The organism is Cobetia crustatorum, assembly GCF_000591415.1.
Lineage (GTDB): Bacteria > Pseudomonadota > Gammaproteobacteria > Pseudomonadales > Halomonadaceae > Cobetia > Cobetia crustatorum.
This window is the reverse complement of record NZ_JEMF01000032.1, coordinates 49,194-61,911: the sequence shown is the minus strand read 5'-3', so window position 1 is coordinate 61,911 and position 12,718 is coordinate 49,194. Positions and strand designations below refer to the sequence as shown.

General features: G+C 58.1%; 12 protein-coding genes. 2 read left to right on the top strand and 10 right to left on the bottom strand.

Annotated features, from left to right (window positions below):
* Positions 1 to 235 precede the first annotated feature (235 nt).
* Positions 236 to 2,623, bottom strand: a complete 2,388-nt coding sequence (gene ppsA / locus BF12_RS0108425; protein WP_439644500.1) for a phosphoenolpyruvate synthase — start codon at positions 2,621 to 2,623, stop codon at positions 236 to 238.
* A 459-nt stretch (positions 2,624 to 3,082) separates the two neighbouring features.
* Here ppsA and ppsR point away from each other — a divergent pair, with 459 nt between their 5' ends.
* Both ppsR and ppnP read left to right on the top strand, forming a co-directional pair.
* A complete protein-coding gene (gene ppsR, locus BF12_RS0108420) occupies positions 3,083 to 3,916 on the top strand; it encodes a posphoenolpyruvate synthetase regulatory kinase/phosphorylase PpsR (protein ID WP_024951892.1) in 834 nt (277 codons plus the stop codon).
* Positions 3,917 to 4,024: 108 nt separating this feature from the next.
* On the top strand, positions 4,025 to 4,312 hold the full coding sequence (gene ppnP / locus BF12_RS0108415; RefSeq protein ID WP_024951891.1) for a pyrimidine/purine nucleoside phosphorylase: 288 nt from the start codon (positions 4,025 to 4,027) through the stop codon (positions 4,310 to 4,312).
* Between the two features lie 95 nt (positions 4,313 to 4,407).
* Here the strand turns inward: ppnP and BF12_RS21975 are convergent, their stop codons facing one another.
* The 9 genes from BF12_RS21975 to BF12_RS0108380 all read right to left on the bottom strand — a co-directional run bounded on the left by BF12_RS21975 (position 4,408) and on the right by BF12_RS0108380 (position 12,477).
* Positions 4,408 to 4,581 (bottom strand): hypothetical protein, encoded by a 174-nt coding sequence (locus BF12_RS21975; RefSeq protein ID WP_156941148.1) that lies wholly within the window; start codon positions 4,579 to 4,581, stop codon positions 4,408 to 4,410.
* Positions 4,578 to 5,801 (bottom strand): MATE family efflux transporter, encoded by a 1,224-nt coding sequence (locus tag BF12_RS19320; RefSeq protein ID WP_169734516.1) that lies wholly within the window; start codon positions 5,799 to 5,801, stop codon positions 4,578 to 4,580. Before BF12_RS19320 ends, BF12_RS21975 begins: the two co-directional genes overlap by 4 nt.
* A 129-nt stretch (positions 5,802 to 5,930) precedes the next feature.
* Positions 5,931 to 6,344 carry a rhodanese-like domain-containing protein gene (locus tag BF12_RS0108405; RefSeq protein WP_024951890.1) on the bottom strand — a complete coding sequence of 138 codons (414 nt, stop codon included), beginning with the start codon at positions 6,342 to 6,344 and terminating at the stop codon, positions 5,931 to 5,933.
* A gap of 144 nt (positions 6,345 to 6,488) precedes the next feature.
* Positions 6,489 to 7,403: a 3-hydroxyisobutyrate dehydrogenase gene (gene mmsB, locus BF12_RS0108400; protein ID WP_024951889.1), complete on the bottom strand. Its 915-nt coding sequence runs from the start codon at positions 7,401 to 7,403 to the stop codon at positions 6,489 to 6,491.
* A gap of 103 nt (positions 7,404 to 7,506) precedes the next feature.
* Complete coding sequence (locus BF12_RS19315; RefSeq protein ID WP_345917378.1) at positions 7,507 to 8,484, bottom strand: enoyl-CoA hydratase/isomerase family protein; 978 nt, start codon at positions 8,482 to 8,484, stop codon at positions 7,507 to 7,509.
* Positions 8,409 to 8,687 (bottom strand): hypothetical protein, encoded by a 279-nt coding sequence (locus BF12_RS23380; protein WP_345917377.1) that lies wholly within the window; start codon positions 8,685 to 8,687, stop codon positions 8,409 to 8,411. Before BF12_RS23380 ends, BF12_RS19315 begins: the two co-directional genes overlap by 76 nt.
* Positions 8,684 to 9,520, bottom strand: coding sequence for an enoyl-CoA hydratase (locus BF12_RS0108390; RefSeq protein WP_024951888.1), 837 nt, complete (start codon positions 9,518 to 9,520; stop codon positions 8,684 to 8,686). Before BF12_RS0108390 ends, BF12_RS23380 begins: the two co-directional genes overlap by 4 nt.
* A 65-nt stretch (positions 9,521 to 9,585) precedes the next feature.
* Positions 9,586 to 10,752, bottom strand: a complete 1,167-nt coding sequence (locus tag BF12_RS0108385) for an acyl-CoA dehydrogenase family protein (RefSeq protein ID WP_024951887.1) — start codon at positions 10,750 to 10,752, stop codon at positions 9,586 to 9,588.
* A 135-nt stretch (positions 10,753 to 10,887) separates the two neighbouring features.
* Complete coding sequence (locus tag BF12_RS0108380; protein ID WP_024951886.1) at positions 10,888 to 12,477, bottom strand: CoA-acylating methylmalonate-semialdehyde dehydrogenase; 1,590 nt, start codon at positions 12,475 to 12,477, stop codon at positions 10,888 to 10,890.
* Between the last annotated feature and the right edge of the window lie 241 nt (positions 12,478 to 12,718).

The window sequence follows — 12,718 nt, the reverse complement described above, 5'->3', positions numbered from 1 at the left end:
GATCGTTTTGTTGCTATTTGTTACTAAACAACGAGAAATGACGAATCCATTCGCCATTGGTCTAAGGCAGCTACGCCGGTTTGCTCCATTCCTGCCAGAGCACCTCAGCCTGACCAGATATTCAGTTTCTGCGCCCTGAAATGAAAAGCGCCCATTGCACATAGGGTGCAATGGGCGCTTCAAACAGGGAGCCGGGTACTGACATCCGGCTTACCCTTTCAGCAGAAAGAGGGCATTACACCAACTCTTTATCCGCTAGCATGAACCAGGTTTCCAACACGGAATCCGGGTTGAGAGACACGCTGTCGATACCTTCTTCCATTAACCACTTGGCCAGCTCCGGGTGATCTGACGGCCCTTGGCCACAGATACCGACATACTTGCCCTGTGCCTTGCAGGCACGGATCGCCATCGACATCAGTTGCTTAACCGCCGGATTACGCTCATCAAACAGGTGAGCGACGATACCGGAATCGCGATCCAGCCCCAGCGTCAGCTGAGTCAGGTCGTTGGAGCCGATGGAGAAGCCATCAAAGTGCTCGAGGAACTGATCCGCCAGCAGCGCGTTGGTCGGCAGCTCGCACATCATGATGACGCGCAGGCCGTTCTCACCACGGACCAGACCATTTTCGCCCAGCAGCTTGATGACCTGCTCTGCCTCACCAACGGTGCGCACGAAGGGCACCATGATCTCGACGTTGGTCAGCCCCATCTCATCACGCACACGCTTGAGCGCACGGCACTCAAGATCGAAGCAGTCACGGAAGGCTTCAGACACATAGCGTGATGCGCCACGGAAGCCCAACATCGGGTTTTCTTCACCCGGCTCGTACATCTTGCCGCCGATAAGGTTCTCGTATTCGTTGGACTTGAAGTCCGACATGCGCACGATGACTTTCTGCGGGTGGAAAGCAGCCGCCAGCGTGGAGATACCCTCAACCAGCTTGTCGACATAGAAATCCACCGGGCTTGTGTAACCGGCGATACGTGCATCGATGGTCTGCTGCAGCTCGATCGGCAGCGTAGCGTAGTCGAGCAGTGCCTTGGGGTGCACACCGATCATGCGATTGATGATGAACTCAAGACGGGCCAGGCCCACACCCGCATTCGGCAGACGCGAGAAGCTGAAGGCGCGGTCCGGATTACCTACATTCATCATGATCTTGAACGGGATCTCCGGCATCTCGCTGACGCTGGTGACAGTACGATCAAAGTTGAGGATGCCGTCATAGACATGGCCGGTATCACCTTCGGCGCAGGAAACCGTCACTTCACGGCCTTCAGCGAGTACAGCCGTCGCATCGCCACAGCCAACCACCGCCGGAATACCCAGTTCACGCGCGATGATGGCCGCATGACAGGTACGTCCACCACGGTTGGTGACGATGGCAGACGCACGCTTCATGACCGGCTCCCAATCCGGATCCGTCATGTCGGTGACCAGCACGTCGCCGACCTGCACCTTGTCCATGTGCTCCGGGCTTTCGATGATACGTACCGCACCCTGACCGATACGCTGACCGATGGCACGGCCCGTCACCAGCGTGCGGCCCTTCTCGCGCAGCTGGAAGCGCTCGAGATTACCGCCCTCTTCCTGGCTGACCACAGTCTCCGGACGCGCCTGCACGATGTAGAGCTTGCCGTCATCGCCATCACGCGCCCATTCGATATCCATCGGACGCTGGTAGTGCTTCTCGATGATAAGCGCCTGACGCGCCAGCGCCTCGACATCGCTATCGTTGAGGCAGAATCGGTGACGATCCGGCACCGGCACATCAACGGTCTCGACGGAGCGACCCGCGCTGGTGTCATCGGTGTAGATCATCTTGATCAGCTTGGAGCCCAAGTTGCGACGCAGTACCGCCGGACGACCCGCTTCAAGCGTAGTCTTGTGGACGTAGAACTCGTCAGGATTGACAGCACCCTGCACGACGGTTTCGCCCAGGCCCCAGGAGCCCGTCACGAAGACGGCATCACGGTAGCCAGATTCAGTGTCCAGCGTAAACATCACACCAGAAGAAGCCGTTTCGGAGCGCACCATCTTCTGAATGCCTGCCGACAAGGCCACCAGTGAGTGGTCAAAGCCCTTGTGCACGCGGTAGGAGATGGCGCGATCATTGAACAGCGACGCGAACACCTCGTGCACTGCACGCTTGATGTTATCGAAGCCTTCAATGTTGAGGAAGGTTTCCTGCTGACCCGCGAAAGAGGCATCCGGCAGATCTTCGGCCGTCGCTGATGAGCGCACGGCGACTTTCAAGTTCGGGTGACGGGCCTGCAGTTCACGGTAAGCGCGCGCCATTTCGGCTTCAAACGCCGGCGGCAGTGGTGTATCGATGACCCACTGACGAATCTCGGCGCCCACGCGGGCCAGTTCAACCACGTCATCGACATCCAGCGCGTCGAGCGCCGCATTGATGCGAGTATTCAGCGACTCATGCTCGAGGAATTCACGATAGGCGAAAGACGTGGTAGCAAAACCGCCAGGCACGGTAACACCCGCATCTGCCAGATTGGAGATCATCTCGCCAAGCGAGGCATTCTTGCCGCCAACGCGATCAACATCGTTCATGCCGAGTTGATCGAAGTCGATGACGTATTCGGATATGGCTTGCTGTGACAAGGGAACCCCCTGGTACCAATGGATTAAGAACAGTGAACCTGAGAACGAAGAAAAAGTGTCTCAACAGCCAGTGGGGAAATTTTCCAGTCCGCCAGCTGAGCACCGAGGTCGATACCAAGAACAGACCCCGGTGCAGCGATGCAGCCACCCTAACAAGCTCCCTCTAGCATTAGCCATTAGTCTAACCGGCTAGTCAATGGAGGAGGACTACAACCGTTACACTGACACGTGCGTAATGTCGCCAACGTCGGCGAAAATACCGATAGTCGATAATTCCCCGCTACAGGAATGTAGTTTCACCTACTGACACCCTCTTGTTGGAAAGATTGATTTCTTCTCTGGCAACCCTCTAGACCAGCAGGATATTGCAAGGTAGACAGTGAACACCGACACTTGAGTCTTCATCCAGGGACAGCTTGCGCCGCCCAGCACCCTCTTCGCCTTTCACGAGTGCCTCTCATGACCCGAACCGCCTTCTTCATTTCCGATGGCACCGGCATCACTGCCGAGACACTGGGACGCAGTCTGCTGGCCCAGTTCGAGAACACCGATATCCGTATGGTGACCAAGCCCTATATCGACTCTACCGAGAAGGCAACGGCACTGGTCAAAGCCATTGAAAGCGCTCACGCCAACGACGGCGAGCGCCCAATCATCATTGATACCATCGTCGATGATGATGTCCGTGACATCATCTCGGGATCCTCCGGTTTCAAGGTCGATATCTTCTCCACCTTCCTGAAGCCACTGGAAGAAGAACTGGATACCCACTCTTCTTATAGCGTCGGCAAGACTCACTCCATCGGGCAAGACGATGTGTACATGAACCGCATCGACTCAGTGCACTTTGCACTCGACAACGATGACGGCGCGCGTACTCATCAATACGACAAGGCGGACGTTATCCTGGTGGGTGTCTCGCGCTGCGGCAAGACACCGACTTCGTTATATCTGGCACTACAGTTCGGCATTCGTGCTGCCAACTACCCGCTGACCGAAGATGATCTCGATGAGTCCGGCTCACTCAAGATGCCCGCCTCATTGGCTCAGTATCGCCACAAGCTTTTCGGGCTGACCATCGACCCGCGCCGACTGGCCGCCATCCGTACCGAGCGCCGCCCCAACAGCCGCTACTGCTCCATTGATCAGTGTCTGCAGGAAGTCGAACAGACCGAGGCGCTGTTCCGGCGCTCCAAGGTCCCGTTCATCGACACCACGCGCTTTTCCATTGAAGAAATCTCGACACGCATGATTGCCGAGACCGGCCTGGCACGCCGCTTTTCACCGCGCTAAGCCGCTCGTTGTCAGTCGTCGTTAGTCATTGGCCTTTCAACAGCACGCACAATACCCACATACGTAATAACACCCACGACACATCACTCTCATGCAGGAAGCATCACTATGTTCCAGACCAATCACTACTTCGATGGCCAGGTAGCCTCCATTGCCTTTCAGACCGCCGACCTCCCCGCCACCGTTGGTGTCATGGGCATCGGTGAGTTCGTGTTCTCCACCAGCCAACGCGAGTACATGACACTGACCAGCGGTGACATGCAGGTGCTGCTGCCGGGCGCGGAAGAGTGGTATCAGCTGGCGCCCGGTGAAAGCTTCATCGTCGAAGCAGGTCAGAGCTTTGAAGTACGTACCACCGTCGAGTCGGCTTATCTGTGCAAGTACGAAGACGCCTGATCAACACTGTCACTCCCGAGATAAAAAGCCGCCGCAGCCTTAAAAGGCTACGGCGGCTTTTTCATTGATAGGCCAGTACCCACCCACGAAACAGCTCAGGCTCGGCGACGTCGTTTGAGCACCGTACGCAGCGCCAGATAACTGATTCCAGCCATCAGCAGGTAACTTGCCGCTACCCCGACGAAGATACCGACCACGCCAAAAATCTCTCCGCCCAGCCAGGCCAACGGCACCAGCAACGCAAACAGTCGGATCAACGATAACGTCATGGCGCGCGAGGTTTATGCAACGCATTGAGACTGGAGTTAGTGAGGATAATCACACCTTGCGCTCCCAGCGCTGCCGGAATCAGCCACAAATAGGTACTGACTAGCCTGGCCACCTCCTCAGTCTCCGCAAAGCGCGCCGCTATCCATCCCCCACTCAATCCCAGACCCAGCCACACCGCCAGCTGCCAGACGAGAATGAAGCCAAGCACACCATGAATGGCTCGCCATACACGTGCCTGCTGACCCGCGCCGTCGTTCTGGCTGATGAAGGGTGACAACGTCATCGATAATGCCAGCACCAGAATCAAGGCCAGCGACTCGATGCGCGAGCCAATACCAAACGCGGCAACGGCGGCATGACCATGCTGGCTGACGATACGCGTCACCAGCGCCGTGGCGATCGGTGTCATCACACTGGTCATAGCAGCAGGCAAGCCTATCGCGCCCACCTCGCGGCAGGAAGCCATCATGCGCGTGAGACTTATCTGCCGAATATCCAAGCGGGCGCGCAACATCGGCAACGCCAACAAACCCAGTGTCATCGCCAGCCATGACACCACTGTCGCTAGCGCCGCGCCCGCCACGCCCATGCCTTGCCAACCTCCGACACCAAAGATCAACAGTGGGTCCAACGCGGCATTAAGCAGCCCCGCCGCCGCCATCACCAAGGACGGCACCAGCGTATTACCCTCAGCCCGCAACACGCTGCCCAGAACACGGGGCAGCAGCACGAAGGGCGCACCGAAGTACCAGACCTGCATATAGTCCTGAATGTGAGGCATCAGAGCATCATCTGCCCCCAATAACCGGAACAAGGGTGCAATGCTCGCAAGCCCTCCCGCGGCTAGTCCCACCCCCAGCAATAATCCGAGCAAACCGGCATCAGTGGCGCGCGCACGTACGGTCTCGATTTCTCCACGGCCTAACCTACGCCCAACAACTGCCGTCGTCCCGATGGACAGACCGATGGCAATGCTGATCACCGCGAAGGTGACAGGGAAGGTAAAGGTCACTGCCGCTAGCTGCGCCGTGCCCAGCTGGGCGATAAACCAGGCATCGACCAGATTGAATAACATCATGGTCACGATGCCGCCGATGACCGGCCCTGTCATACGCGCTAGCGTTGTCGCGATTGGGTCACGTATCAGATCGCGCCGACCACGCGATACAGGGATGGCACCAGTAGAAGATGAAGAAGTGGGTGTGGCAGGGTCAGACATGCAGGCTCCGGACAGAAAACGGCCCCGCCAGACAAGATGCCTGCGGGGCCACGTAGTGTAAGACATCACTCTGCCAAGAGCAGTTCCCGCCTGAAAAGTAGCAGTACTTACTCACTTTTCAGCGCTCGGCTAGTTACCCTGCATGAAGGGTGATACGACCTCTCCCCCTGCTTCACGCCAGGCAGCAAAACCACCGTCAAGATGCGCGACCGGCCCAAAGCCCATGTCCTGTAGCGCTTTGGTCGCTAGCGCCGAGCGCAGCCCGCCAGCGCAGAAGAGGACATAGCGACCTTCGCGAGCAAACTCAGCGCGGTGATAGGGCGAGGCAGGGTCAACCCAAAACTCGAGCATCCCACGCGGAGCATGAATTGCCTCAGGGACACGTCCCTCACGCTCCAACTCGCGCACATCACGAATATCCACCAATGTTAGCGGCGTACCACCACTGCGAGCCTCTTGTAATGCGACGTGTAGCTCGCTGGCCGACAGAGTCTCCACCTCGGCATTAGCCGAGGCCACTAGCTCACTCACCGGTCGAATCATGTTCACTCCTCTTGCTGCTGTGGCGACGGCTATTGACTACTGATCATGACTACCATCTACCGACTAGTAGCCGCCATTATTGGTCTGCACATACTGATCTGCACACCCTGAACCAATAGCTCAGCACCTCTTGCCAATCACACCCTACACATCGGCTTCGCCCACACGGTAAAAGCGCTGAATGCTTGAGAAGTCCAGTCGCCCGGCCCCCTGCGCCGCATGCTGCACGAACAGGTTACGCGCCTGAGCCCCCATCGGCACCGCCGACTTTGATCCCAGTGCCATTTCCCAGGCCAGCCCCAGATCCTTGGCCATCAGGTCCACCAGGAAGCCGCCTTGATAGTCATTGGATGCCGGCGCAGCCTCCATCACACCCGGCCACGGGTTATAGACATTCAGCGCCCAGTTACCACCGGAAGACTGTTTCATGACTTCTGACAGCACGGCGGGATCAAGGCCGTTCTTGACGCCAAGCGCCAGTGCCTCTGCCGTGCCACTCATCAAGATACCCAACAGCATGTTGTTGCAGATCTTGGCCACCTGACCACTACCGGCAGGCCCAGCGTGGAACAGGTTCTTGCCCATTACCTCAAGCAGTGGCAAGGCACGTGCGTAAGCATCAGCGTCACCGCCGACGATGAAACTCAAGGTGCCAGCGCGTGCTCCCCCAACACCACCAGAGACCGGCGCATCCATGAAATCAATACCGCGCTCAGCAGCGTGACCGGCCACCAGACGCACGTCATCAGGCGCGATGGTCGAGGCATCGATGACCAGCACAGAACTATCGAGCGCTGCCAGCAAGCCGCCCTCACCATCTTCCTTGTCACCCAGATAGAGTCTGCGCACATGCTGCCCTGCAGGCAGCATGCTGATCAGCACCTCAATGTCTTCACAGGCTTCACGAGGAGAAGCAGCGCGCTTGGCACCTGCCTCGGTCAGTACCGTCATGGCCGACTCGACCAGATCAAACACCTTCACGGGATGGCCGGCCTTGACCAGATTGAGGGCCATCGGCCCCCCCATGTTGCCAAGCCCGATGAATCCGATGGACGTCATGGCGTTACTCCTTATTCTTATAATAGAAATTTCTATCATGATGAATATTGATAATCGACACGTAAAAAGAGCGTCACCTCAAAGACACTGCGCCCGACAGTGCTTACAGATCCGCTAGCGGATGCTCGTCCTCTTCCCACAATGGGGCGAAGAAGCCATCGATATATTCCTCCGATACCTCAGCGATTCCGCGATAGGCCCACTGCGGCTGTTTATCCTTATCGATCAATAACGCGCGTACGCCTTCAGCAAGCTCAGTTCCCAGACAACAGCGCACGGAAAGCGTCAATTCATCACGGAAGGCTTCGGCCAGTGAAGAATGGCGATGACGCGACAACATGCGGAACACCAGATGCGGCGAGCTGGGACAACCTGAGGCGAGTCGTTCACGATTAGCATGTAGCCAGGCATTGCAGTCCTTGCGTGCTTGCGGATCATCGAGAATCTGCTGACAGGATTGTTGCACTTCTTGACCCGCGACCAATTGCTGCAGGTGATCAAACAACGGTGCGACTTGCCCAGGGGGCGCGAGCTCGCGATGCTCGAACGCGCTCAGCACTCGGCCAAGATGGCGCATCGGGTGCCGACCAAACTCGCCATCGCACAACGCCTGTTTGAGCGCCTCACGCTCGCCATCGGGAATCAGTCGCGTCGCAATGCCAAGATCCAATGCATCACGTGCATTCAACTGCGCCCCCGTCACACCAAGATACTCACCCAGCCCACGCGGCAAACGATTGAGCAACCAGCTGGCACCTACATCCGGATAGAGTCCGATGCTGACTTCCGGCATCGCCAAGCGTGATGTCTCGGTGACGACGCGTTCGCTGCCCCCTGTGAACAGGCCCATGCCGCCGCCCATCACGATACCGCCCCCCCAGACCAGCAGCGGCTTGGGAAAGGTGTGCAAGCGGTGGTCCAGTCGATATTCCGCCGTGAAGTAACGAGTGGCAAAGAAGTCTTCGAGCGCTTCAGCATCACTCCCTTCACCCGCAGGCGCTGTCGTCATGGCCTGATAAAGTGCCACGATATCGCCGCCAGCACAGAGTGCCCGTTCGCCGGCACCTTCCAGCCATAACATGGCGATGCTGCTATCGAGCTCCCATGCATCCAGCTGAGCTCAATACGTTCAATCATCTCAAGCGACAGCGCATTCAGTGCACGCGGCGCATTGAGACGAATAATCGCCAGCTGTTTACCATCGCGTGCACGACGCGTCTCGAAAACAACCGATGCTTCGGTAGCGGCCACCGATGTACTGCTGACCCCTTCGATATGACTCATGACTGCTCTCTCCCTTGACCCTCGCCGCTTGTCACCCACTGAGGCGCACGTTTCTCGAGGAAAGCACTGACGCCTTCCTTCTGATTGGGATCATCAAACAGCTCGACAAACAGCTCACGCTCCATGCGCAGGCCGTCACTCATGCCACGATGACGTGACGACATTATCAGCGCCTTGCAGCGCGCCACGGCGCTCGGGCTCTGGTTGGCCACGCTTTCGGCGATCGCCAACGCGCGTTCAAGACTCTGGCCTTTCTCGACCACTTCTTCTGCCAACCCGATACGACCCGCCGTCTCGCCATCCACCTGCTCACCGCACAGAATCATGCGCTTGGCCCAGCCTTCACCCACCAGCCACGGCAGATGCTGAGTTCCCCCTGCACACGGCAGCAAACCGACCTTGGCCTCCGGCAGTGCCAACCTGGCTTGACGCTCAACAATGCGAATATCACACGCCAGCGCACATTCCAGTCCACCGCCCATGGCATAGCCGTTGACGGCAGCAATCGTGACACCCGGGAAGTTGGCCAGTCGCTCAAAAGCCAGCCCGAAACGGCGCGCCATGGTTGAGGCCACGCCCTTGTCTCCATCGGCGAAGGTCTTGAGGTCGGCACCGGCGGAGAAGAACTTGTCGCCTTCGCCGGTGATCACTACCGCACTCAAACTGCCATCGCGTTCGAGTTCATCGAGTAACTGCTCCAGCTCGATCAACGAGGCTTCCGTCCAGGTATTGGCCGGCGGATTGTTGATGGTGATCCGTGCGATATGACGGTCTTTCTCAAGAACGAGACACTTGTTTCGTGCCTGACTGTCCTGTGCTTGACTGGATGACATCGCGTAATCCTCTGAAAAAATTGCGACAAGTTAACCGTAGGGGATGGGAGGCCTGGATCAGCCACTCAGACCAGCGACTCAATCATGCCTGGCGTCATCAAACGACGCGCAATGATCAAACGCATGATCTCGTTGGTGCCTTCCAGAATCTGGTGCACGCGTGTGTCGCGTACCAGCCGCTCCAGCGGATACTCGCGGATATAACCGTAGCCGCCATGCAACTGCAGCGCCTGATTGCAGACTTCGAAGCCCATGTCAGTGGCGAAGCGTTTGGCCATCGCACAGTGGGCACTGGCCTCGGCATCCCCTTCATCGAGCTTGAAAGCCGCCAATCGCACCAGCGTGCGCGCCGCCGTCAGCTCGGTCGCCATGTCGGCCAACTTGAACTGCAGTGCCTGAAATTGACCCAACTCACGCCCGAACTGCTTGCGCTCACCGAGATAATCACGCGACAACTCCAACGCTTTCTGTGCTGCACCCAGCGAGCAGGTAGCGATGTTGATGCGGCCACCATCCAGCGCCTTCATGGCGAAGCGGAAACCCTCGCCTTCTTCACCCAGTCGATGGTCTGCCGAGACGCGCACACGATCGAAATTCACCAAGCGAGTGGGCTGGCTATTCCACCCCATCTTCTCTTCTTTCTTACCGTAGCTGATGCCGTCTGCATCCGCGGGTACCACGAAGGCAGAAATACCGCTCGCGCCGCTGTCTGGTGAACCAGTGCGTGCCATCACTACCAGCACGTCAGTGGCACCGGCACCGGAGATGAACATCTTGGACCCGGTCAGGTAGTAGTCATCGCCTTCACGCTCAGCGCGGGTGCGTAGACTGGCGGCATCACTGCCGCTGCCCGGCTCCGTCAAACAGTAGGAGCCCAGCTTTTCGCCACTGACCATCGCCGGCACCCACTGCTCACGGCACGCATCACTGGCAAAGCTTGAAATCATCCATCCCACCATGTTGTGGATGGTGATATAGGCCGTAGTGGAAATGCAGCCGGTGGCCAGCTGCTCGAGAATGATGGAGCTATCCAAGCGCGGCAGGCCCAGCCCACCATGCTCTTCGGCGACATAAAGCCCCATGAAGCCGGCCTCACCGGCCTTGCTGAGCGTCTCGATGGGAAAGTGAGAGGTGGCGTCCCACTCTGCAGCAAAAGGCGCCAGCTCAGCATCGGCGAAGGCGCGCGCCCCCTCCTGCAGGGCACGCTGGTCATCGGTCAGCGAAAAGTTCATGCAGGTGCCTCCTGTTGTCCTTGGTCATCAGCGATCAGTCGCTAGGCTTGGCGCACCTGAAGGGCCATCAGCACCTTCAGGTGCCATCAGCAGGCTGACAAAAAGAGCCATCAGCGGGCTGGGTAAAAAGCGCCTTCAGCGCATCTGAATAGAGAAGTTCGGCTGGTTGCTGTCCGTGGGCTCGTCATCGAACCAACGTGCCGTCACCGTCTTGGTCTCGGTATAGAAACGCACCGCCTGCTTGCCATAGGCATGCAGATCGCCGAAGAAGCTGCCGCGCCAGCCGGTGAAGGAGAAGAACGGCAGCGGCACCGGAATCGGCACGTTGATCCCGACCTGACCCACTGCGATCTCGTTCTGGAAGCGGCGTGCCGCCCCGCCAGAGCGAGTGAAGATTGAGGTGCCGTTGCCGTAGGGGTTGTTGTTGATCAGCTCGATGGCCTCGGACAGATCTGCTGCCTCCATGCAGCACAGCACCGGCCCGAAGATCTCCTCGCGATACAGCACCATCTCCGGCGTCACCTTGGAGAACATGCACGGCCCCAGCCAATTGCCATCGGGATATCCCTCGACGGTAATGCCACGACCATCCAGCAGCAGCTCGGCACCTTCCTCGACGCCCTGGCCAATCCAGCCCGTCACACGTTCCAGCGCCTGCGGCGAGATCAACGGCCCGTAGCTGGCCCCCTTGTCATTCCAGCCACCAGGACGCACTTCAGCCAGCGCATCGCGCACGCGCTCGATCAGTGCCTTGGAATCGCCGACGAATACCGCGACGGAAATCGCCATGCAACGCTGACCTGCTGCACCGACACTGGCTCCCACCAACGCATTCACCACCTGGTCTGCCGGGGCATCCGGCATGATTACCATGTGATTCTTGGCACCCGCGAAACACTGGGCACGCTTGAGATTATCCGTTGCGGTGCGATAGATATGCTGACCAACCGGCACCGAGCCAACGAAGCTGACCGTCCGTGGAATCTCGTGAGCCAATAGATGATTGACCTGATCACGGCCACCCTGCACGACCGTCAGGATGCCTTCAGGTGCACCGGCTTCCATGAACAGTTCGGCCAGGCGCAGCGTGGTCAGCGGTACCTGTTCAGAAGGCTTGAGGACAAAGGCGTTGCCGCAGGCGATCGACAACGGGAACATCCACAGCGGTATCATGGCCGGGAAGTTGAACGGCGTGATGCCCAGGCATACACCCAACGACTGGGTCACGGAGTAGCTGTCGATGCCGGTGGCGACGTTTTCTACCGTCTCACCCATTATCAGGCTCGGGATATTGGCGGCGTGCTCGACGACCTCGATACCACGCCAGACATCGCCCTTGGCATCATCAAATGTCTTGCCCAGCTCGTGGGAGATGATCTCGGCCAGTTCATCGTGATGCTGCTTGAGCAGGTGCTGATAGCTGAGCATCAGACGGGCACGCGTCGGTACCGGCGTGTTGCGCCAGCGCAGAAAGGCCTGCTCGGCGAGCTCTAGTGCGTCATCCAATTCACTCAGCGGCGTGAGTGGTACCCGTGCCACTTCAGTATTCGTCGCCGGGTTGGTCACGCTGATGTGCTGATCAGCAGTACTTTCCACAAACTGCCCATTGATCAGTTGTGGCAGTACCAGCGGCTGGCTTTCGCCGGCCACGACAGCGCGCAAGCGCGACAGTAGTTCGAGTGCACCACCAGCAGAAGGTGTGGGAGTAGAGAGAGACGAAGACATGGCGTGGCATTCCTATGACTGTTGTTGTTAGGGAGGACGGCTACGTGACGCTCTTCATTACACAGACGGGCGTGAGAAGATGCGACCTGACTCAACCTAGCATCTGCTTGGTTGGATGCAAATACTATTACCCTTTACGTTAACGTAAACAATGCTAGGCTATAGCAAAAAGCGGCTAGGTGCCGCTGGCAGCCTCTGCGTCATGGGAATATTTCACTACGTAACTCGTACACGGAGCGGC